Genomic DNA, 23018 nt, shown 5'->3' on the forward strand with positions numbered 1-23018 from the left:
TTGTGCTTGGGCCATAAACGGCCGTAAGCGATTGACGATTCCTACGCTGGCATTATCCAGATCAGGTATAAGGGTCAGTATCTTGTGGGATACAATCTCAGCCGGCCAATTCCAGCACCCCTGGTACTATGAAGTTATAGGTATTGCTGTGTTCTTACGGTGTATTATAGACGCCCGCTCCATAGTTGTCCAGTAGCAACTCTGCTTAGCTATCAAGCTTCAGCGGCAGGCGCCACGGCCCTTTGAGCAGAAAATGCGGCTCGGACAGCTTAAACCGCAGCTTATCCTCCCCGGGTTTTGTTTCTAAATGGAGGGTTTTCATCACGCCGTAGGTCTGGTCGGTATTCACCCAAGAGAATGAGCTGTTGTCCGCCTGCCCCGGATAGCGAATAAGGAAATACTTCAGCGTCCGTAGTTTTGCGGCATTGAAATTCACATTCACATCGACGCTGGCAGCCGTCTCGCCGGTACGTTCAATGCGGGTGAACTCTACCGGAAAGCCCGCGATTTCCGCGCGTGTGTGGAGCATTTTCTCCTGGCCGATATCAGGCAGCGGAATCTCTACTTCTGCAGATACGGCGTCACGATCTGAAACTTCAATATAAGGAATGAAGACCGTATAAGGCCAAGTGCCCGCCCCGGCAGTCTCATGAAACCGGAAGTCGGAAGGATAGGACATGGATTCAGGCTGCTCCAGTGCCGCCTTTTCTCCTGCCGCGTTCTCTATATAGAGACCTGATCCAGGCACCAGCGGCTCCAGTCCGTAAGAATGGACAGTCAGCCCGGATTCCGCCGTCAGAGTGGGCAATAACTGGACACGGACAAGCCCGCCGCCAAGGTCCACCGGAAAAGCAGTAATCCGCACATCCTGCTGTATATCGCTTGCGCCGAGTTCCCCGAGCTCCTCAGCTGTCTTCGGAGCGGTGAGCTGTAACGGACCAATGGTTGTGCCGCCCAGATGCAGGGTTAGAAGATTATCCTTCTTCAGTTGCAGCGCTTGAGTTGAACTGTAGCTGCCGTACCACTCTCCCTCCGAGGACGAACGCATATAAGAGGTGAAAGTATAGCGGTTACCGCCGATATCTGCCTCAAACTCGCTGACTTCAGGGACTTTCCGGCCGCGAAGCGTAATGCTCCCGCCAAGCTCTTGCAGGAGAACGGCATCTACGGTCAGACTTCCGTCCCCCACAGCAATGTCATAGGGTTTGCTCAGTACATAGATCCGGTCACCGGGGCTGTTCTCCACAACAGTGCCGAAGCCAGGAAGGAAACTCAGCGCCTTTCTTAACCCGGCCTGTACCTCAGGAGAGAAAGCGAGCATACCGGCAGCGATGAGTATTACTGCCGCTGCGGCCGCGAAGATATTCCGCCTCCGGGATCTCCAGGCGAGGGAACGGAAGGTGTGGACAGCGGCTTCGGGCTCCAGACGGGCAAGTGTACATGCTTTGACGCGGGCGAGCGAAGCTGCCTCCTCTTCGTCTGCCAGGTGCGGACCTTGGTCAACCTCCGGCAGAACACCTAAGGCAAGCTCTGCATCGCTGAAGCTCATAGAATCAATCATCCCGAACAGGCGCTGTTCCTCAATTTTCATGTCTTTGGCCATGTTGAGCCTCCTTTCCCTGACTCTCAGACAGGCCTAGCGCCTGCTTGATCAGCGTCCGGCAACGGTATAAGCGGCTTTCGACTGCCCTTTTACTGAGACTGAAGGTTTGCGCTAGCTGATCAAGGCTCTCATAAAGGAAATATCTGCGCAGAAACAGGCTGCGGTCCGGTTCGCCCAGCTGCTGCACGCAGCCGATCAATTCACTGGCCGTCTCTCGGGAAAGAACTTCCTGTTCGGCGGAAATCTCATTCCATGTAGCTCTGGAGGCAGCTGCTTCTCCGGTTCCGCCCCGGCGCAGCAGCTTGCGTCTCAGGTCCAGCGCTTTGTATTTGGCCAGCAGGAACAGCCAGGTGCGGAAGGAGGCGCGCTCGGGCTCATAACGGCTGATTCCGCTCCATGCCGCCATAAACACATCGCTCACACATTCCTCAACATCCTCCGCGCTTCCGGTGCCGGACAGAATACGCCAGACCAGTCTTTGCACATCAGGGCCAAAGAAATCAATCGCTTCTGCGAGTGCTTTTTTATCTTTGTTTTTGAACCGCCCGGCCCATGCCAGGCTGTCATTAGGATTGAACGTCATAGGCAACCTCCGGCGTATATACTATTCATTACTACGTCGTCCGGAGAGCAAATCACTCATGATTGTTTCCGACAGCTTATCAATCCTTGGAATAAAATCTTTTTCTGCGGCGGCTGCGGATTCCGTTCCACAGCTCTTTCAGTGTCAGGAGGATGCTGACGAGGATGCCGGTGAAGGTGAGCAGCAGTGCCAAATATTCAAAAGGAGAGTATTCCAGCATTTTGCTCCATTCAATACGTCCCTTCAAATCTTCAATGACCTGGTTCATCCCGTAGATGCCGCTCACCACTGTGAAGACGGTCAGAATCATCAGCAGCGTATCCCGGCGTTTAGCCTGGAATTTCTCCTGGTACTGGAACAGGTCGTTCAGGGTCATTTTGACTTCATCAAAAAGGGCGTCGTTGCCGTATACTTTGCGCAGCTGGATGAAGATCTCCCGGCCCTGCGACTGTGAAATCAGCTCCAGAAAATAAAACTTGGCCGAAAACTTGTTAATCAGGAAGATCAGATTCTCAATTTCATCATAATCGTGGTTGATACGCAGCCGGGAGTGGAGATTGGAAAGCTTCAACAGGACGATTTTGTGGAAAATACTAAGGAGCAGCCCGTAGTAATACTGCCCGTACATCTGATTGACCAGTGGAGTGGCTACCTCCGGTTCGGCCCGGCTCAGGCAGCAGAAGGTTTGCTCGTTGGTCATATAGTAGGTATCCGGCCCCCAGCGGTTGTACGAATGTGCCTGGCAGTACTCTTCGATGTACTCGGGATCGCTGGCGCTGATATAGGGTTTTCCGTCCAGATTCAGCCCATCCAGCTGGGAGGCGCGGTAACGCAGCTCCACGCTGATTTCGTCTGCGTCCTCCTGCCGGTTGAAGCCATAAAAGGCTTGGACCAGCATTCGTTCATCAACGAAGAAGGGAAGCGTCTCGAAGTAGGCCCCGTCAATTTCCGATTGGTCCATAAACGGCTGCAGGCCATCGGCCAGATTCCTGAACACAAAATCCTCCACCTGATCGAAGGTTTTGTCCTGGCAATGGATATGCGTATGTTTGTCCTGGTAGGAGACATCCTCGAGTGTGCGGAAACGGTCGGCGAATTCCAGCGCGGTGCTGAAGGGCAGGTTCTCTTCCTCGATGCGGACTCTTACGGTCAGAAATCCAAGCTGAAACGGACAAATGAATACATCCGTCGAGAGTACCCGGAAGTTTATGGATTGCTGTGTCATTTCCAGTATGCAGGCCAGCTCGTTTACCCGGGAAAACCGGCGGAAGGAATCTTCCTTATCCTTGTCCCGCGGGAATAGGACATGGGCTGCGAACGGCAGATAGCTGCGCTCCATTTTCTCATGGGATACGCAGTAGCTTTCGCCGTAATAAGCATCCTCCAGCTCTTTGTTGTCGAGAAAAAATCGGGTGAAGCCGTCAAGCCCAAGCTGCCGGGCCAGGCTCTTGTCCTCACCGTCCTTGATGGAGAAGGGGAAAATAAACTGCAGTAGAACGGTATGTAGTGTAGGTTCGGTGTGTTCGGAGAAATGCTCAGTCATTAACGGTTCCACCCTTATGCACAGGATATTGACATCTTCTATATTACCCTAATTTCCAGGCTGCCAAGCTGAGCACAAATAGGATTCCTGCAAAAATGGCCAGCGCCTGCAGCCACGGCGATGACATACATCCAGCTCCATGGCGGGAGAAAAGCATAAGTGAGTTCATGATTTTGTCCCGGATTCATTCTGAACCGGACGGGTACACTATAATAAGCACACATATTGGAAAGGAGCTGTTTCGTCAATGGATAACAATGAGCTGGAGCAAAATATCATCAAAGCGCTGGATGACAATAAGTTCGGTTCCTTCGGCACGATAGAAGCCGGCAACAAACCTAAGGTGCGTTATATGGCGGTATTTCATGACGGCTTAAACATTTACCTCGCTACCAATCGGAAGACGCATAAGGTAGAAGAGCTGAAGGATAATCCGCATGCTTTTCTGTTGCTTGGATATGAAAAGGGCGGCGGCAAGGATGTGCTGGAGATCGAAGCAACAGTCGCGGTCACCAAGGATGAAGGCTTACGGGCCAAAGTATGGAACAAATCACTGGAGCAATGGTTCAAGGGACCGGATGATCCTGACTATGTCATTCTGGAGCTTGCACCGGCACGGATAGAGTATGTTGGCAAAAACGAAGAGCATGGCGTTTGGCAGCCTACAGCTGCCGTTAACGGCTAATAAACCTAAGATATGAAGCAGCTGGCCATCTTAAACCCTACGGTTTATAGATGGCCTTTTGCCGTCCGGAAGATAGCTGGCTTATGGTAAATCATGTTATAATTACTGGACTGAAATCTGACATCTAGAGGCGAGGAGAATGCACATGAACTGCAGTGAGTGCTCTGACATCGAACCGGTAGAGGACGCAGGAGAATTAAAGATGCGGCCCTGCCCGATCCGGAATAGCCGCCTATGCTTCCAGAGAGGAGCTCATGGATTTGCTGGAGCTTCTGGATGGATTGCAGAATGAGTGGGCTACGCCGCTGTCCCTATGTATAAAAGGGCATACCCGGCGTATTCCTGTAGAAATCTGGCTGACGCTGGAATAGCTGAGCGTCCGGTTTGCCAGTGATAATCTGATAACGATCATTTCCAATCATGATTTCTGCAGCCATTTGCAGCCGATCGTGAACTTTAACGAAGAAATTGTGGGTTTTGAATTGCTGCTGCGGCCACTGCCGCAGGGTAGCCCCTTTCAGCCCTATGAGTTGTTTGACCTTCGAAGCGATTCATCGTTTGGAAGAGGACCCGGAAGATTTTGTATTTGAAGCTTCTGCGATCAGGACGACCGGAAACAGAGAAGCGTACTCAATATTGTGAACCGGGCCGGTTCCTTTGGTGCCAAGGTGCTTGCCGAGGGAATCGAACGGCGGGAAGAGTTCCTCTTCTGCCGGGACATCGGCATTGATCTGGGCCAGGGGTATCTCTTCGGGAAGCCGGATGACAAGCCCCCGGCTAGTTTTGGAAACCGTGCATAATCAATACAACCTATATCCTCCCCGAAGCGCAGACGGTCATCCGCCGCCTTCGGGGATTTTATGATGTCCTGCCATTTCCACCGAGAAAGGGATTGAAAGCTAAATGAGCGTTACATTGTTATATGTTGAAGATGACCGGGAGATTGGCAGTGCGGTTTCCGCCGATCTTCGGGAACGCCAGTATGCCGTCCGCTGGCTGGAGAGCGGTGAAGGGGCAGTGGAGGCGGCTGCCGGCTGTCAGTTGGCCATTCTCGATGTCATGCTGCCCGGTCTTGACGGCTTCACCATTGGGCAGCGGCTGAAGCGGACGTACCCGGGGCTGCCAATTCTGATGCTCTCCGCCCGCACCTCCATCGACGATAAGCTCCAGGGGCTGGAATTCGCCGATGATTATTTGACCAAGCCGTTTCACCCGGATGAGCTGGCTGCACGGATTGAAGTCCTGCTGAGAAGGAGCGGTGCTGCGGCACCTGCACCGCTAAGGATTAAGCATCTGATCGTCCATGAAGGGGAACACCTTATTCAAGAGGCGGCAAGCGGCAAAGAAATCCTGTTAACCGGCAAGCAGTTTCAGATATTCTCCTACCTGCTCCGCCATCTTGGGCAGATTCTGACCAAGGAACAGATCTATGAAGCCGTCTGGGGTGAGGCTTACATAGAGGGGGACAAGACGCTGATGGTACATATCCGTTATTTGCGCGAGAAGCTGGAGCTTGACCCGGCAGCACCGGAGATTATAGAGACGGTCCGGGGAATCGGCTACCGGGTGAGAGCATGAAGGCCAGCGGGCGCTCGCACAAACTGCGCAGCTCGCTGCTCTCCCGTTATCTGCTGATTATTGTTGCTGCGCTGCTGTTCCTGCCTGTCATGATGACGGCAACTTTTGTCGGATACGGCGTATTCAGCGCATGGACCCGGGAAGGTCCGCCTGATGAATATGCCCCTTACTCCAGCATCACCAAGCTGGAGAAGATGTGGCATCAGGAAGCGCTGGGTCTGCTGGGCAAACCGCCGGAGGCGATCAATGAGCGGATGCGGCAACTCAGCAGTGAGTATTCTTTGGCCGGGATGTTCTGGGTAGACAGCCACGGGAAAACCAGGCTAAGCCTTATGCCGGAAGATCCCGAGCTGCAGAAGCAGGTAGAGGGTGATGTTTTGCCCGCGCAGTGGAGTGCTGCAGAAGCGGTTGCCTTTATGAAAAAGAGCACAGAGCTTAATCCGCTCGCCATTGTCGCCTTTGTAGGAGACCGTGCGGAAGCCGGAGAAGGTTTTATGGTGATGCAAATTCCGGATGCATTGAGGGATGAAGAAAGTATTGATGGGCTAAGCTCGTGGTATTTAATCGTTCTGGTTTTGTTTTTTGCCGGCTTCATTGTGGTGTCGCTGCTGTTCTTCATAGGGATCCGAACCCGGCTGCTGCGCCTGCAGACGGCCATGAGTTTCACGGGCGGGGCCGGAATTCCGAAGTCTGTTACTTCCGGCGGCAGAACGGATGAGATTGGCCGTCTGGAGGAGGCCTTTAATACGATGGTGACTGAGCTTACTGCCAGCCGGTCCAGAGAGGCGGAAGAGGAGGGACTGCGCAAGCGCCTGGTTTCGGATCTGTCGCATGATTTGCGGACTCCCCTCACCGTAATCCGTACTCATCTCCATGTGCTGGGCAAGGAAAGCCTATCGCCGCGCGGGCAGGAATCGCTGGAGCTGATGGATGAACGGATTGCCGGGCTCAGCGTGCTGATCGAGAATCTGCTCTCTTATAATCTGCTCAGCAGCGGAAAGATAACGCTGAAGCTGGAGCGCAGGGACGTGCTGCGGCTGCTGCGCGAAAGTGCCGCTGCCTGGTATCCGCTTTGGGAGAAGGAAGGGTTCCAGGTTGATATTGACCTGGAGGGTGAACCTCTATACTGGACTATAGACGAGAGCTGGTTCCGCCGGATTCTGGACAACCTGTTTCAGAATATCCTGCGCCACGCCCGCTGCGGACTATATGTAGGCATTGCGCTGGAAGTCCGGGACAGCCGCCCTGTGATTGTCGTCTCGGACCATGGCAAGGGAATGATGAGCAACTCCGACTCCAAAGGGGCGGGACTTGGTTTGTCTATTGTAGAGCTGCTGCTTAAGCGGATGGAGCTGGAGTGGACGGTCGACAGCAGTGAGCAGGGTACCTCTATTGTCATTTCTCAGCGCCGGGACAAAATTTAAACGAAATTTAAACTTGCTGCCGCCGCTCTTTTAACCTTGGGACGTTATGCTAGTTACCGAGGTGAACGAGAATGAAAGAAACTGTGATTGAAACAAAGGATTTACTGAAGGAATACCGCGGCCGGGCTGCGGTGGAGCGTTTGAACCTGAATATCGGCAAAGGTGAAATTTACGGCTTTCTTGGACCCAACGGCGCAGGCAAAACAACGACTATCCGCATGCTGCTGGGGCTGATCAAGCCGACATCGGGGCAAATTAAGGTATTCGGCCAGGAGCTCCGTAAAAATAAGCTGCAGATTCTGCGCAAAGTGGGGTCACTTGTGGAGTCCCCGTCATATTACGGGCATTTGAGCGCACTGGACAATCTGGAGGCGATCCGCCGGATTCTTAATGTGCCTAAGCAGCGGATCGCCGAGGTGCTGGATATTGTCTCGCTGACAGGAGAAGAAAAGCGGCCTGTGAAGGGCTTCTCGCTGGGCATGAAGCAGCGGCTGGGCATTGCTGCCGCACTGCTCGGCAGTCCGGAGCTGCTGATCCTCGATGAGCCGACCAATGGGCTTGATCCGTCAGGTATACAGGAGATCCGCTCGCTGATCAAGCGGCTTCCGGAAGAGCAGGGAATTACCGTGCTTGTGTCCAGCCACCTGCTGAGCGAAATTGAACAGATGGCGGATACGGTCGGCATCATCCGCCAGGGTAAGATGGTTTATCAGGACTCCATTGCTCATCTGCAGCAGCAGGCGGCAGGAGACCTCCGGCTTGCCGTATCCGAGCCGGAAGCCGCACTGGCGCTCGCGTTGCGAAGAGGCTGCGGCGGTGAAATGCAGGAGGGGCGGCTCGTGCTGCCGCGGATGAGCGATGCTAGAGTGGCGCTCCTGATTAAAGAACTGGTCGAGGATGGACATGCAATCTACCGGGTGGAAGAACGCAGACAATCACTGGAGGAATTCTTCCTGCAGGTTGTTGAGGGAGGCGCATCATGATGTGGCGGGCGCTGTCGGCTGACTGGCTCAAAATCCGCGGCAAAGGCCTGTGGTTCCTGGTCTTTCTCGGCCCCATCGGCCTGCTTGCCATGCAGGGGCTGAACTTTGGGCTGCGTTACGATTATCTGACCCAGCAATATCGTGCCGATTTATGGGGCGGACTGCTCAGCAATGTGGCCGACTTCGTTCCGGTGGCCCTTTATCTGGGGGGCACGCTGATCTGTTCGATGATGGCCAACGTGGAGCACCAAATGAGCTCGTGGAAGCAGCTCCTGGCGTTGCCGATTTCCCGGACCTCTGTCTTTATGGCTAAGCTGCTGCTCTGCCTGCTGCTGCTTACTATCTCCTGTCTGCTGCTGGCGGCGGGTACGGTGGGCTTGGGAGTGATCCTCGGGTTCCAATCGCAGCCAATCCCTTATGCGAAGGTGCTGCAAATCGGCTTTGCTTCTTATGCTGCAGCACTCCCGGTGATCTCACTGCAGCTGTGGTTCTCCCTGTCCAGCCGCAATCAGACGTTTCCGGTGTCGGTGGGAATTACCTTGTCGCTGCTAAGCATCTTCTCCTTGTTTCTGTCGGAATGGGTTCCCCTGAGCTGGCCGGCCCTAGCCTGGAGCGCTCCCCGGCCCTGGCTGTTCAGCGGAGCAGGCTTGCTGCTTGGCCTGCTGATTCTGCTGCCGGGATCCATACATTTTGCGCGAAAGGATGTGGACTAGGATGAGAACCTTTTGGAGAGTTCTATCGGCTGAAAAGCTGAAAATGTCCAAATCTCATGTCTGGCTGCTTATTTTGCTCAGTCCGGCTGTAGCGCTGCCTATCGGAGGGCTAGCCGATATGCAGGATGATAGGCAGATCACCTGGCAGGTGCTGCTGAGTGTAATGTCGCTAATGCATTCAATGTTGTTCCTTCCCGTGCTTGCCGGTATATTTGCGGCTCTAATCTGCCGTTCCGAGCATACCGACGGCGGCTGGAAGCAGTTGTTGTCCCTGCCTGTAACACGAAGTTCTGTGTACCTAGCTAAATTCACACTGATTATGGGAATGCTGGCCGCCGTGCAGCTGCTGTTTATCGTTGTAGTGGTAGGCCTAGGGATATATCGCGGTGCGGAAGGCGCCGTGCCTTGGCAGCTGCTTCTCACCAGCCTCTTCGGCGGCTGGTTCGCCTGCCTGCCGCTGGCCGCGCTGCAATTGGCAGTATCCCAGGGCTGGAGCAGCTTCGGCGCACCGCTGGCACTGAATGTAAGCCTGACTTTACCGAATATGCTCATCTCCAATTCAGCCACCTACGGCCCATATTATCTCTGGGTGCAGCCGATGCTGGCCATGTCTCCTTACGGTGAAGATAAGTTCGGAGCTTTTAATTTGCCGATGGAGAGCTTGATGCTGGTAGTTACAGGAAGCCTGGTTCTCTTTTTGGCGGGAGGCCTGCTCCACTTCTGGCGCAAAGCGGTATAATATCGCGTATGCTGCATGCTGTGCTGAATCCTCTCATGGACATCCGGTGAAGTTTTTTCTATAATTAATCGTAGAAGATACTATTAACAACCAGTAACACCGGATAAGCATATTAGAGGAGGGCGAGAGCATGGAGCCAGCGGCACTTGAAGAATGCGACAACACATGCAATGGTTCGGAGCTGGAACCGGAATCTATAGCGCTGATTCTGCCGGACCGCGGAACAACGGATAAAATGGCGGAAATGTTCAAAGCGCTGGGCGACCCGACCCGGGTACGGCTCATTTACGCTTTGTCGCAGAGAGAGCTGTGTGTGCACGATTTGTCGGTCATCCTCGACATGGGGCAATCGGCCGTATCCCATCAGCTCCGCTATTTGCGCAATCTGCGGATCGTAAAGCGCCGCAAGGAAGGCAAGACGGTCTATTATTCACTAAATGATGCGCATGTGGAACAGATTTTTCTGCAGACGCATGAGCATATCAGACACGAATAGATTTTCATGAGAACTCAGCTGTAAACACAAAACCGTCCTGCGCTGGCTTAGCGCAAGGACGGTTTCTTTTGTTTGCGTCAGGAGATTTCACAGTCCTACTAATGCAAGTTAAACCTTCAAGCTTCTGTGCTTCATGGACGAGTTCTCAATTTGCAGCGTCGAATGCTGAATGCCGAAAGTTTCTTCCACGAGGCTGGTGGCCTCCTGGAGAACACGCTGATGATCCTTATGGTCCTGAATCAGCAGATGGCCGCTAAGCGCATCCAGCCCTGAGGTAATGGTCCAGATATGCAGGTCATGAACCTCGATGACTCCGTCAATGCGCAGCAGCGCTTCTTGTACATCGCGGGTATTCACGTTAAGCGGAGTTCCTTCCATTAAAATGTGGAATGCCTGTTTAATTACGCCCCAGGCTCCTCTCAGGATGAGCAGTGCGACAAGCACGCTGATGATTGGATCTGCAATATACCAGGAGAACAATTTCATGATTAACCCGGCAAGCAGAGCTCCGACCGAGCCTAGTGCATCACTAACGATATGAAGATAGGCGCTGCGGACATTGATGTTCTCTTGCACATTGCTTTTTCGCATTAAAGACCATGCACTGACCAGGTTGGCCAGCAATCCGACTGCCGCAATGATCATCATTGTACCGCTTGCTACCTCCGGAGGTGAGAAGAAACGCTGATACGCTTCCCATATAATAAATCCGGCAATGATAAACAGCGTAACTCCGTTGAATAGGGCTGCCATAATCTCGAATCTGTAGTAACCGTAAGAATTTTTCAGAGAAGGGGGCTTTACAGCAAAGATCATGGCGACAAGGCTTAAGGCCAGCGAAACAGTATCGCCCAGCATATGGCCGGAGTCCGACAGCAGGGCTAAGCTGCCCGTAACCAGACCGCCGAAGAACTCCAGCAGCATGATGCTTCCGGTAATGATCAGAGCGATTAATAGGCCTTTGAGGTTATCGGGTGCGTGAGAGTGGGAATGAGAATGGCCGGAATGATTATGTTCCGAATGATTGTGTCCATGCTCATGCCCCTGATGTTCATGCTTATGGTGGCTATCGTTGTGTTGATGATTTGTCATACAGGTACCCCTTCCTAAAATAACATATGAATGATTGCTCATATGTTAATAGTATTCGCAACTCAGCTGAATTACAAGTCCCTTTTGGAAACAATTGTGATCTTCTTATCATTTTGAAAAAAGTGGTGAAGTATACGGAATCTGCATTGACACTGCAAGTTTAGGGAGAATATAATATGTGTAAGTAAACATATGAACAGATACTCATATATAGTTTTTTCCAAGGGAGATGAGTGATTTGAATGCGGTGGAGGGAAACGTAAGACGTCAGTGGGTGCTCGAGGGTCTGGATTGCGCAAATTGCGCCATGAAAATTGAGAACAAGGTAAAAAAGATTGAAGGAGTGTCATCCTGCTCCGTAAATTTCGCCATGAAGATGATGACACTGGAGACTGCCGCAGCTTATGCGGACACGGTATCCGAAGAGGCAAAGCGGACAGTAACTACCCTTGAGCCGCATGTGAAGCTGAAGGAGGTTCAAACTGCCGGTGCAAGGAAGAAGCAACAGGCTGCTGCTGTGAATTCTGCATCCTCAGTAGCACAAGGGCAAGCCCACAGTCATGCCCAACATGAACATCAAGGCCACACTCACGGACATAGCCAGGGAGAGGCCCACGGACACAGTCACACTCATGGCAGTGATGATGCCCATAATCATGATCATGCACAGGATGAAGCTCATGGCCACACCCATAGCCATGAGCACGGGGAAGGGGATACACGCAAAATCCTGCTGCGGCTGGGCGCCGGCGGAATTCTAGCGGCAGCCGGAATGTTCCTGCCGGTCAGCGGATTCCCGGAGCTGTTGATTTTCCTGGCCGCTTATTTTATTGTCGGCGGCGAGGTCGTCTGGTCAGCCGCAAGGAATATTGTCCGCGGCCAAGTGTTCGATGAGAATTTCCTGATGGCACTGGCGACGATCGGGGCTTTCGCCATCGGCGAGTACCCGGAAGGCGTTGCTGTCATGCTCTTTTATCAGGTTGGCGAACTCTTCCAGGGCCTGGCGGTTAACCGTTCCCGCCGCTCCATTACAGCGCTGATGGATATCCGTCCGGAATTTGCCTTTCTCAAGGAAGGGGAGAAGCTGAGAAAAGTATCGCCGGAGGAAGTAGCCGTCGGAGACATCATTGTTATCAAGCCGGGTGAGAAGGTGCCGCTTGACGGAACAATCCTCGAGGGCAGTGCAATGATGGATACGTCCGCGCTTACCGGAGAATCGGTGCCACGCTCGGCTGAGCCGGGCGCTCAGGTGCTGAGCGGCTTTATCAACCGCAACGGTGTGATTACCGTTCAGGTCACTCAAACCTTCGGGGAATCAGCGGTATCCAAAATTCTTGAACTGGTGCAGAATGCTTCCAGCAACAAGGCGAAAACAGAGAATTTCATTACGAAATTTGCCCGGGCCTACACTCCGGTTGTAGTCATTACAGCTCTGCTGCTGGCAGTACTGCCGCCACTGTTTATTAGTGGGGCCACCTTCTCGGATTGGATCTACCGGGCGCTTGTCTTCCTCGTCATTTCCTGCCCCTGCGCGCTGGTCGTCTCCATTCCGCTTGGCTTCTTCGGCGGCATTGGAGCGGCTTCCCGGAATGGCATTCTGGTTAAAGGCAGCAATTATCTTGAGGCACTGAATGATGTGAAGATTGTCGTGTTCGATAAGACGGGAACACTGACGAAAGGGCAGTTCAAAGTTACTGGCATCTTTCCTGCGGAAGGTATTGCCGAGAGTGGGCTGCTGCGGCTTGCCGCTTATGCAGAGAGCCATTCGCCCCATCCTATTGCGGAATCCATCCGGTCGGCTTACGGCGCAGATATTCCGGGTGAAGCTATTGCCGATTACAATGAAATCTCCGGTCATGGCATAGCCGTTACTGTAGAAGGCAGGGCAGTGCTCGCCGGAAATGCCCGGCTCATGGAGCGTGAGGGAATCTCCAGCGGGACTCCTGAGGTGAGCGGAACAATTGTTCATATCGCTGTTGATAAACAATATGCAGGATATCTGGTCATATCTGATGAAGTGAAGGACGACTCCCTTCAGGCGATCCGCAAACTGAAGGCGTTGGGCATCCGCAAGACAGTCATGCTGACAGGTGACGCTTCATCGGTAGCGGAGGCTGTCGGACGCCAGCTGGGAATTGATGAAATTCATGCCGAGCTTCTGCCGCAGCATAAAGTGGAAGCTGTCGAAAGATTGGAGAAGGAGAAGTCACAGCGGGAGAAAATTATTTTTGTCGGCGACGGAATCAACGATACCCCTGTGCTGGCGAGGGCAGATGTGGGCATTGCAATGGGCGGACTTGGCTCGGATGCAGCGATTGAAGCGGCGGATATTGTCATTATGACCGACGAACCGTCGAAGATTGCGGAAGCCATCGGAATAGCCAAGCGGACGCGGAGCATTGTCTGGCAGAATATAATTTTTGCCCTGGCCGTCAAGGCGATCTTTCTGCTGCTGGGTGCATTCGGGATTGCTACAATGTGGGAGGCGGTATTCTCGGATGTGGGTGTAACCGTACTCGCTGTGCTGAACAGTATCAGGGCGCTGCAGGTGCCTAAAATAGAATGAATGTCATAGGAATGGAAGTGACGGAGGGGAAGTTTGGAACTGTAGGAGCGATAGCGACCGCCTGAAAGCTTTCCGCAGGAAAGCTCGCTTCGGAAGCATAACCAGTCTACGGATTTCAACCGCAAACAGCGGAATAAATTCAAGAAATCTGTAGACAACAGCAGCCGGAAGTCCAAACATTCACCGCAGTTGCGTTCTATGCCGGCCCGGTAAATTTAAGTTCAACTTGTATAGCTTGAAAATTATGTGAAAAAACATGAAAATAGTATGAAAAAGTAAGCTCTTTAGATTCCATATTGTGGGACTAAGGGCTTATTTTTTGTCGTGAATATAATGATTTATGTCTGTTTTTGCCGATATATTAGTATACATTTACAGCAATTGGAAAACTGTATCTAGTACTGCTAGGAGGACTTAAGGTGGAAGAGACAGAAATGAAGCAGAAAAAAATGAAAATGAAAGCAAAGAAAAGAAAGCCAGTATCCGTGCAGACGAAATGGTCGCTTGTGATTCTTGCCATTTCCATCGTGCCTTTGCTGGGAGCTACCATCTTTTTTATGCAGTATTTCGGCGGTGTAACCAAGTCGGATAGTCAAGAGCTGGCGGAAAGTACTCTGAACATGAATAGTTCCCAGCTCGGGGAATGGCTGGAGTCCAAAACCTCTGCGGTGCAGGAACTGATCGCTATGCATCCCGAGTTCGATACGGCAGTGCCGGAGAGCATTTTTCCGGTAATCAGTGTGCTCGAAGACAGTGACACTCAGTCTGAAGGCTATAGCGTTATCAGTAAAGAAGGCAAACTCAGCAATATGATGGGGATGACGGCGGATTCGGGTGCCTCCCCGTATTTCTTGGAGGCCAAGGAGACACATAAACCGTCAATAGCTGATATGACTTTTCTGGAACAGCTAAATAAACATATCATTACGATTATGGTCCCGATTATGGATAAGAATAACCAGTTTAACGGCGGTATTGCCTTTTCGGTTACACCGGAGATAATGATGGAAATGGCCAAAAATATCAAGGTGGGAGAAACCGGGTACGGATTTATAGTTTCAGGGGAAGGGAACTATTATGCATCCTCTGATCCGAGCAAGATCGGAAAAAATATTGCGGATTATGCAGAGAAACCCGGGACGCAAAAAGCGGTTAAAAGTATATTGAGCAAGCCTAACGGTTCGGTAACCTATAAGGGCGAAGAGGGCGAAGCTCTTATTACATATTTCAAAACCATCCCTGGCACCGATTGGAAGCTGCTGATTAATGTTCCCAAAAGCGAAGTTTACGCTAAAGTGAATTCGGCCCAGACCTTGACGACAATTTTTGTAGTCATCGTTATTTTGCTTGTCGTGGTATTGTCCCTCTATCTTACCCGGAAGATTGTTAAGCCGATTGTCGCTATTTCGGAAGTGATGAAAAGGGTGGCAGACGGACGGCTGAATGAGCGGGTGGCTGTTAGCTCAGAGGATGAAATTGGCCAGATGAGCCGGAGTATTAATCATATGATTGAATCCCTGTCCGGAATTGTCAGCAAGATCGATACAACCGTAGTGGAGGTAGCGGTATCTGCGGAAGGTCTGCTGGATTACGCCACTCAGTCTTCCAACACTTCGGCAGAGATTGCAGAGGTGATTCAGGAAGTGGCGCAGGGAATGGAGGAGCAGTTCAGAGGTTCAGAGCAGTCCGCACGGGCTACGGAAGAGATGGCGGTAGGCTTGCAAAGGATTGCTGAATCCTCCGTGAGTGTATCTGATCAGGCGGAGTCCGTAAGTATGGAGGTCGAGAACGGCTATCATGAGATCAAGGCGACTTTTGAACAGATGAAGGTAATCAGTTCTACTGCGGGCCAGACTGCTGAACTCATCGGCACACTGACACAGCAATCGGAACAAATCGGGCAAATCGTCGATGTGATTTCAGAGATATCCAACCAGACTGGGCTGCTGTCCTTGAATGCTTCCATCGAGGCAGCCAGAGCGGGTGAGCATGGACGGGGCTTCGGAGTGGTAGCGAATGAAGTGAAGAAGCTGGCCGAGCGTACCAATACAGCGATTGTGCATATTGTTGAATTAATCAGACAAATTCAGAATTCGACAACGAATGCCGCAGTATCCATGGAGAAGAGCATTTCCGAAATCGGCGATGGTATGGACAAGATGACGAAAGTTGGGGCTGCCTTTGACCATATCCGTTCCTCCATCCGTGAGGTTTCGGTGCAGATCCAGGACGTATCCGCTATTAATGAAGAGATGTCTGCAGGCACGGAAGAAATTACGGCATCCGTTTCCGATATGATGACTATCGCCAAGAATTCCGCGGACAACGCCCAGGCGGTCGCTGAGGCCTCGACAGATCAGAAGGAGCTAATGAAGCAGGTGGTCAATTCTGCGGAATCACTGAATCTGATGATGTCCGAGCTGAAAGAAGAGATCGAAAAATTCCGTTAATCAGCAGATAAAATAAGAACAGCCCCCGGCTTCGCGCGTTGCAGCGCGGCAGCCGGGGGCTGTTTCGTTAAAATATAAGAATGTATATGCTTCACGCTATAAATTATCCTTCTATTTCTCGCTGAAACGGATACCGTCCTTTTGAGGACGGCGAAGCCGTTTCCACTTGAGAATTAAACCTTCTCTTCCAGGTGCAGGCTTTCGATGCCGGATCGGATGATGCCGCATGAAGCATCAAACTTCGCATACTCCTGATCACTGAGATTCAGCTCCAGCAGTTCCTGAATGCCGCCCCCGCCGATAATGGCAGGAGCTCCGGCGCATACATTCTTTTGCCCGTACTCCCCGTCCAGAATCGCCGAGACGGCAATGATTTTGTGTTCATCATTCAGGATGGAGCGCGTGATATAAGCCAGAGCACTGCCGATGCCAAAATGCGTGGAGCCTTTGCGTGTGAAGATCTCCCAGCCGGCATCCTTCGTTTTGCGGGCGAGATCCTCCAGATCCAGATCCCTGAACCGCTCGCGGTGCTGCTCCATAATCTGCAGAAGCGGTTTGCCGCCGATCGTTACATGCGACCAGGCAACAAACTGGGATTCTCCATGTTCGCCGAGTGCATAGCCGTTCACACTGCGGGGATCAATGGAGAATACTTCCGACAGCAGCGTCTTCAGCCGCGATGAATCAATAGAGGTGCCGGTGCCGATAATGCGGTGGCGCGGCAGTCCGGAGATTTTCCATACCATATAGGTGACAATATCAACCGGATTGGCGGCAATTACAAAGATACCGTCGAATCCGCCAGCCATAATTTCCGTAATAATAGACTTGGTTATAACCGCAGCATCATCCAGGACATCAAGTCTGGTCTGACCCGGTTTGGGATTGGCCCCGGCAGTCAGGATAACGACATCCATTCCGCCGCAATCGCTTGTGGTACCGGCATATACTTTGGTGCGTGTCCCTGTGAAATCCATGCAGTGCGAGAGGTCAAGCGCTTGTGCCATGGCCCAGTCATAGGTGCGGTCGACCATCATGATCTCATCGCATATCGCTTGGTTGACCATGGAATAGGCACAGCTGGAGCCCACATTACCGGAGCCGACGATCGCCACTTTTCTCGATTTTGTTTTCAATTGCCTTATCCTCGCTCTCTAAAAATAATACGTTTCCTATTCCTTGGTGAAGTATGCTTATATTTTAACTGATCTGATTGCAAGTTACCTGACATGAAGGTGGAAAAGCGTGTTTTGACCGAACATTTTTTGCCACAAATGACATGAAAGGTTAGGAATGACTGGGCGGAGTTATAGAATATTCTATGCTTGTAGCGTGAAGGTGGACTTCCGGAAATAAAAAAAGAGCATTCGTGCGGCCCTAAGGGTCAATGAAATGCTCTTTTTACTCATTTGATGCTTCATTCTTATCCGCGGGGCTGGGGAATAGGTGCCTTCGGCAGAGCCATTCGGGTATAGCGCTTATACATGTACACCCTCCAGTGGAGGATCATGCCAAAGGCCAGAATAAAAAATAATCCGCCTGACTGCGGTATGGATACATATCGGTTGATAAACTCATGAAGCACTGTGCGGATTAGCAGTAATCCGAGCAGAATGAAGGCGAAACTCTTGGAACGCTGGGCGTAGATCAGCCCGTCCCGTTCTTCAAAGACTGTGCTGCGCATTAGCGGATAGGCGAAAATGAACCAGCCGATCAGGAAAGCCGTAACTGCCCACCACCAGGGAAACCGGACCTCTGGTACAACGAACATGGCAAAACCTGTGGACATGCCGAGCGGCGGTATCCATATTTTACGGAGGGTTACCGGTCTCGCACTTGCCTTCAGGCGGATAAAAATAACCATCAGCGCCATAAACACGGCCCCCAGTGTGGAGCCCACATGCAGAAGCGAGGGGTTAATATTGCCCATGATTCACTTTCCTCTCTGTGATTTGTGTCACTATTTCTCCATTATAGCAGAAATTCTGTGATGTTCAGAATCGCGGCTGAAACTAAAATTCAGGCGGGTTTGCTGAGGATCTCTGATCGTCCAGACACAATAAACCCGCCAGGGTGACCCTGGCGGGTTGTTTCCAAATGTTCAACTCATCTGGTCAGCTTCGATCGCCGGCAAGCTTAAGAACGGCTGCGTCCACCGACCGAACGAAGGATCAGGCTGACGATAAAGATCAGGACAATGGCACCAATCAATGAAGGGAAGACGTAGAAATCACTGATTTTTGGTCCCCAGCTTCCAAGCAGCATGCCACCGAGCCATGAACCCAGAACACCGGCAATAATGTTGCCGATAATGCCTCCAGGAATATCTCTGCCCATGATCAGACCTGCCAACCAACCAATTACTCCGCCTACAATTAACATCCATAATAAACTCATTATGCTTCAGCTCCTTTGTGTTTGTTATCTTCGATGGTTACTATTAACCTCAAGCGGAACGTTTAAACCATGTGTAAAATATTGCCTTGCTGCTTATTATCAGTATTCAAGTATGCCCCAAAAGATGCTGTTTAATCCGCATAATGTGTTGGGTATATAAACATGTTATAGTGAAAATGAAGCGCGGATATGAGTGAACAGGGTGCTTTGCAGGGTATATAAGAAGTAAGGGAATACACCTGCAAACGATGGCTCCGAAAGCGGGTCTGCCGGGGTCAAGCAAGATACGCTGCTATTACACTAAAAGGAGACGCTGCTATGCAACAGCCTAATGAAGTACTATTTTATGTAGGGACTTATAATAGCAAGGAAGAGGATGCTATTCTGCTGGGGGCTTTGAACAAGGATACAGGGGAAATGAGAGTTCTGAACGGTACTAAGGGCATTGAGAATCCATCCTATCTGGCTGTAAACCGTGCGGGAACTGTTCTATATGCAGTCAGCGAACAGGATGAGGGCGAAATTCATGCCTTTACCATTGAAGCCGGAACCAAAGCCTTGCACCCGCTAGGCGGCAGAAGTACAGAAGGCGGTGCCCCCTGTTATGTCTCCATTCATCCGCAAGGGGATTACATATATGTCGCCAATTACACGGGCGGCAATGTCAACGTGTTCCCTGTGGGCGGGGACGGTTCTCTCCAAGAGATGTCGGCCCAGGTCCGGCATGAAGGCTCAGGGATTCGCACAGACCGCCAGGAAGCGCCGCATCCCCATTCGGTAATTCCCGATAGTACCGGCGGGCGGGTGCTGGTCTGCGATCTGGGTCTTGATCAGGTTCTGCTGTACCGTGTGCAGGACGGCAAGCTGATTACACATCGTGAAGTGGATCTGCCTCCCGGTTCGGGCCCGCGCCACCTGGCCTATCACCCCACGGAACAATGGTTATATCTGATCAATGAGCTGAACAGCACCATTACGGTATTTGCAAGCGACGAACAGCAGGGGGACCTGAGAGTACTCCAGAGTGTCAGCTCACTGCCGGAGCAGTACACAGCGGGCAGTGATGATACGGCTGCTGACATTCATGTTTCTCCTTGCGGACGGTTCCTTTATGCCTCTAACCGCGGGCATGACAGTATCGCCCTATTCCTTATAGATGCAGCTACAGGTCTGCTTGAACCGGCGGACTGGGTCAATTCGGGCGGCCGGACGCCGCGCAACTTTGCTATTATGGGGGGAATGCTGCTCGCTGCCAATCAGAACAGCGGCAATATCGTCTCGTTTAGAATCGACTGTGAGAGTGGCAGGCTGATTCCTACCGGCAATGAACTGGAAGTTCCTTCACCGGTCTGCATAAAAGCCCTGTAACAAGAAGCAAGAAGGAATTGTAATAGGAATAATAGGATAAGGGCCTCTCCCTTCGCTGTTAATCAGCAAAAGGGAGAGGCCCTATTTAGTGCAACCCATTGATTTCGCCGGATCTGTTATAAAATCCGATATCGTCGAGCATGATTTTATCGCCTTCTTCCTGCAGATAGAAGGTTATTTCAGTCAGCTTGCCGGGATCAAGTGCAGGCTCTTCCTCCAGGAAGGCTTCAAGCGGCAGCTCGTAGGTCTGGAACACGGCTTCCGAAAGATCACCGTATTTGCCGTCGCTCATCCGTTTTTCCAGCCAGGGATTTACCGTGAACTGGGTTTGGGGCAGCGGCAGAACCTCCATCACCTCATCCAGCGGCAGGCGGGCGGCAATGTCATTGCTATCCGTGAGTTCGACCACTACATCAGGCGAGAGGGAAGGCTTAGTATTGTCGGCAGTGCCGGTATCCTCATCCTCATCCTCATCAGCATCAGCGTTGCGGTTAGCCAGGGAAAAGCTCAGGCCTTCTGCATCGGACTCGGCAATATCGTTAGTGACACTATCCTTAAGCGTGATGGTGTAAGCAGCTTCTTCACCGCTCTTGCTGGCACTGCGTTCCAGCAGGATGCCATGTGTTGCTTTGCTCTTCAGCTCACGGTCCCGGGCAACTTCTTCCGTCCAGCTAAGTCCCGTGGCAGCTGCCGTTCCGCCTAGTACTGTGTTCTTGTTGCGGTCTTCGTCAAAAGTGGCTACCGGGATGAATTCTCCGCTCTGAAATCGGCTATAATACGCAGTATCCGGCAGCCACTTCGCTCCGCTGCGGTAATCGCGGAATAGCCCGCGATAGTCAGCCTCTCCATGCAGGGTTGTTTCCAGGAACGCGGCTACATAGACCTTGGCAATTTGCCGCTGCTCGTCTCCGTCCATAATATGCGTTCGGCTGAGGAACAATCCTGCCGGCAATGACTGATCCAAGAGTCCCCAGTCGGTATTGAACTGGCTATGATTGGCATCGGCGATATATAAAGAGCTTTTGAAAGCGGAGGAGCCGCGGGAATAACTAGAACGAATATACTGGCGGTCTCCATAGAAGTCATGTACATCCCCGTCCCGTGCGCCTTGCAGGGTCAGGTAATTGACGTCAATCAGCTTAGCCTGCTGCTCGTCGATTGCCTTATCTGTGGGAGCGAGGGCAATGACCGAGGCTATCGAAAACTTTTTGGCGTCAGCCAGCACGGGATCGCTTTTGAACCAGCGTTCGGCATCGGCAGCCATGGCAACAGCCTGCCCGCCGCGGCTATGGCCGAGCAGGGCGGTCTTGGTGTAATCCACCTTGTGATAGAAAGGGTTGCCGGCCTGCTCGTTGAAGACACCGATCTGCTGGAGATGCTTCAGAATCATCCAGGTCCGCACCTTGAAGTCGTTGTCGGGAATGCCGGACCAGGCTGAATAATTCAGGAAGTTCTCATCCAGGGAGAGCGCGATAAATCCCCGGCTGGCCAGCAGCTGGCCCAAGTAAGTGTAGCCTTCGTCGGAGTAGTCCTCCATCATATGGTTGCCATGAACCATAAGCACAAGCGGGAAGGGGCCTTCACCGTCGGGCATCCAGACACGGGCATTTAACGGGAGCGAGCTGTAGTCGAATCCCCAGAATATAGTCCGCAGCTTGGGCCAGGTTTTGATATAGGCCGAGGCATCCGCAGTGGAGGAGAGAAGACCGACTTCCTTGCCGTATTCAGAACGGTGCAAGTCCTCGCCGCTGCCGTAAGTAAAGCTGCGATAGGTATAGTCACCGGGCTCTCCCGGATTTGCGGCGGGGATATCATCCTCCATCACCGTGGACGCTGCTAACACGGGCATCGCTCCGCCGTAGCTCTTGATGGGCAGGGCTATCGAAGATAAGGCGACAGCAACTGCGAGCAGCAGTCCCGAAACGATCCGCCTGCTGCGCAGCAGGCCAAGTACGAGTCCTCCGAACCCGCCGAATAAGGCGGCAAGAACAGCAACGGCAGCCGCTGCTTCAATCTCCAATTCAGCATAATAGAGGATTAGCAGAACGGCGCCCGCCGCACTCAATATAGAGCCCGTAAATAACCGCGGGATAGGCAGTCCGGTCAATGCCAGCACCAGAGCCAATATGTTAGCTGCCAGAGCGAGGAAGATGGTCCCGGTTCCGGCCGCCAATATAATATCCGCCGGGGCACCCAGGCCGGTGGGGATGCCCAGAATAGCCGCCGTAAATATAAGAACACATATTATCCAAGGACCGGTAAGTGCCATCCTCCATAGTGCTGTATCATAACGGTAAGTTTCCCTAATTCGCTGTGCAAGGCTGCTGCGTATCCTCCGGTGCAGCCGCGGTCTCCCCGGCGCCGGAGCATACTCCAAATCCATTCCCATGATTGTCTCCCCCGACATTTTGCGGTGATTTCCACTCTCTCTTTTTCCCCTATTAGATGTAGCAATCTTATTACTTTAGAGCTTTAATGACAAGTGGATCTTGCAGGAACGGCCGCCACTTGCTGCCGCTCAGCCGGAGAATGTCTGATTGCCGTCTTTTTCTAAAAAAAGGTTTGACAGGGTAAGGAGCTTTCAGTATTATGTCTTTATAACCTACTAAATGGGTAGGAATAATTGAATAATAGTTCTTACCGTACAGACGGAGGAACGCCCGCTTCAGGCTCGCAGATACGTGTCTTTCAGGACCGATTTGACCTGCCATACGTGGGCCTTCCTCCGTCCTTTTTTTGCAAACATTAGCGCATAGAGAGTTCAGCAATCATCTATTTAAGAGAAAATATGGGGGAGT

The 23018-nt window shown here is 52.0% G+C and carries 19 protein-coding genes, 1 pseudogene and 1 riboswitch; of the genes and pseudogenes, 11 read left to right on the forward strand and 9 right to left on the reverse strand.

Translation table 11 applies throughout. The annotated features are described in order from the left end of the window. Positions 1-21 precede the first annotated feature (21 nt). Positions 22-132, reverse strand: a riboswitch (TPP riboswitch). 73 nt (positions 133-205) lie between these two features. The 3 genes from H70357_RS01950 to H70357_RS01960 all read right to left on the reverse strand — a co-directional run bounded on the left by H70357_RS01950 (position 206) and on the right by H70357_RS01960 (position 3729). After that, positions 206-1603 carry a hypothetical protein gene (locus H70357_RS01950; RefSeq protein ID WP_038585155.1) on the reverse strand — a complete coding sequence of 466 codons (1398 nt, stop codon included), beginning with the start codon at positions 1601-1603 and terminating at the stop codon, positions 206-208. Continuing rightward, the gene (locus tag H70357_RS01955; protein WP_052091761.1) at positions 1581-2186 is read right to left on the reverse strand and encodes a sigma-70 family RNA polymerase sigma factor; all 606 of its coding nucleotides are present in this window, start codon (positions 2184-2186) and stop codon (positions 1581-1583) included. Before H70357_RS01955 ends, H70357_RS01950 begins: the two co-directional genes overlap by 23 nt. A gap of 79 nt (positions 2187-2265) precedes the next feature. Beyond that, complete coding sequence (locus H70357_RS01960) at positions 2266-3729, reverse strand: hypothetical protein (protein WP_052091762.1); 1464 nt, start codon at positions 3727-3729, stop codon at positions 2266-2268. Between the two features lie 247 nt (positions 3730-3976). Between H70357_RS01960 and H70357_RS01965 the strand changes: the two genes are divergently transcribed. The 8 genes and pseudogenes from H70357_RS01965 (at position 3977) to H70357_RS01995 (ending at position 10347) form a co-directional block, all read left to right on the forward strand. Beyond that, positions 3977-4414 (forward strand): pyridoxamine 5'-phosphate oxidase family protein, encoded by a 438-nt coding sequence (locus H70357_RS01965; protein WP_038585158.1) that lies wholly within the window; start codon positions 3977-3979, stop codon positions 4412-4414. Positions 4415-5025: 611 nt separating this feature from the next. Beyond that, positions 5026-5214: pseudogene (locus H70357_RS34915) on the forward strand (EAL domain-containing protein); the annotation flags it as partial. A gap of 103 nt (positions 5215-5317) precedes the next feature. Continuing rightward, a complete protein-coding gene (locus H70357_RS01970) occupies positions 5318-5992 on the forward strand; it encodes a response regulator transcription factor (RefSeq protein WP_038585160.1) in 675 nt (224 codons plus the stop codon). Beyond that, positions 5989-7416: a sensor histidine kinase gene (locus tag H70357_RS01975; protein WP_038585163.1), complete on the forward strand. Its 1428-nt coding sequence runs from the start codon at positions 5989-5991 to the stop codon at positions 7414-7416. The genes H70357_RS01970 and H70357_RS01975 overlap by 4 nt, the downstream gene beginning before the upstream one ends. 71 nt (positions 7417-7487) lie before the next feature. Beyond that, on the forward strand, positions 7488-8399 hold the full coding sequence (locus H70357_RS01980; protein WP_038585166.1) for an ABC transporter ATP-binding protein: 912 nt from the start codon (positions 7488-7490) through the stop codon (positions 8397-8399). Next, positions 8396-9112, forward strand: a complete 717-nt coding sequence (locus tag H70357_RS01985) for an ABC transporter permease (RefSeq protein ID WP_038585169.1) — start codon at positions 8396-8398, stop codon at positions 9110-9112. The genes H70357_RS01980 and H70357_RS01985 overlap by 4 nt, the downstream gene beginning before the upstream one ends. Position 9113: 1 nt before the next feature. Next, positions 9114-9851: an ABC transporter permease gene (locus tag H70357_RS01990; RefSeq protein WP_038585172.1), complete on the forward strand. Its 738-nt coding sequence runs from the start codon at positions 9114-9116 to the stop codon at positions 9849-9851. Between the two features lie 130 nt (positions 9852-9981). Beyond that, complete coding sequence (locus H70357_RS01995; protein WP_038585175.1) at positions 9982-10347, forward strand: ArsR/SmtB family transcription factor; 366 nt, start codon at positions 9982-9984, stop codon at positions 10345-10347. A gap of 108 nt (positions 10348-10455) precedes the next feature. Here the strand turns inward: H70357_RS01995 and H70357_RS02000 are convergent, their stop codons facing one another. Beyond that, complete coding sequence (locus H70357_RS02000) at positions 10456-11439, reverse strand: cation diffusion facilitator family transporter (RefSeq protein WP_038585178.1); 984 nt, start codon at positions 11437-11439, stop codon at positions 10456-10458. A 238-nt stretch (positions 11440-11677) separates the two neighbouring features. Here H70357_RS02000 and H70357_RS02005 point away from each other — a divergent pair, with 238 nt between their 5' ends. After that, entirely contained in the window at positions 11678-14005 is a 2328-nt protein-coding gene (locus H70357_RS02005; RefSeq protein WP_038585181.1) for a heavy metal translocating P-type ATPase, read from the forward strand. A gap of 419 nt (positions 14006-14424) precedes the next feature. After that, positions 14425-16455 carry a methyl-accepting chemotaxis protein gene (locus H70357_RS02010; RefSeq protein ID WP_081965652.1) on the forward strand — a complete coding sequence of 677 codons (2031 nt, stop codon included), beginning with the start codon at positions 14425-14427 and terminating at the stop codon, positions 16453-16455. A gap of 173 nt (positions 16456-16628) precedes the next feature. Here H70357_RS02010 and H70357_RS02015 read toward each other — a convergent pair whose 3' ends face one another. From H70357_RS02015 to H70357_RS02025, 3 genes are all read right to left on the reverse strand, one after another. Then, positions 16629-17591, reverse strand: a complete 963-nt coding sequence (locus tag H70357_RS02015; RefSeq protein WP_038585183.1) for an L-lactate dehydrogenase — start codon at positions 17589-17591, stop codon at positions 16629-16631. 287 nt (positions 17592-17878) lie between these two features. Beyond that, complete coding sequence (locus H70357_RS02020; RefSeq protein ID WP_038585185.1) at positions 17879-18385, reverse strand: CcdC family protein; 507 nt, start codon at positions 18383-18385, stop codon at positions 17879-17881. 206 nt (positions 18386-18591) lie between these two features. Next, the gene (locus H70357_RS02025) at positions 18592-18852 is read right to left on the reverse strand and encodes a GlsB/YeaQ/YmgE family stress response membrane protein (RefSeq protein WP_038585188.1); all 261 of its coding nucleotides are present in this window, start codon (positions 18850-18852) and stop codon (positions 18592-18594) included. A gap of 318 nt (positions 18853-19170) precedes the next feature. On the opposite strand from H70357_RS02025, the gene H70357_RS02030 reads away from it, so the two are divergent. Next, positions 19171-20220, forward strand: coding sequence for a lactonase family protein (locus tag H70357_RS02030; RefSeq protein ID WP_038585190.1), 1050 nt, complete (start codon positions 19171-19173; stop codon positions 20218-20220). Between the two features lie 85 nt (positions 20221-20305). On the opposite strand, the gene H70357_RS02035 is transcribed toward H70357_RS02030, so the two are convergent. Continuing rightward, complete coding sequence (locus H70357_RS02035) at positions 20306-22609, reverse strand: alpha/beta hydrolase (RefSeq protein ID WP_038585192.1); 2304 nt, start codon at positions 22607-22609, stop codon at positions 20306-20308. Positions 22610-22679: 70 nt separating this feature from the next. Then, positions 22680-22931 (reverse strand): hypothetical protein, encoded by a 252-nt coding sequence (locus tag H70357_RS02040; protein WP_038585195.1) that lies wholly within the window; start codon positions 22929-22931, stop codon positions 22680-22682. Positions 22932-23018 lie beyond the last annotated feature (87 nt).

Origin of the sequence: Paenibacillus sp. FSL H7-0357, from assembly GCF_000758525.1 — a bacterium.
Taxonomy (GTDB): Bacteria; Bacillota; Bacilli; order Paenibacillales; family Paenibacillaceae; genus Paenibacillus_AQ.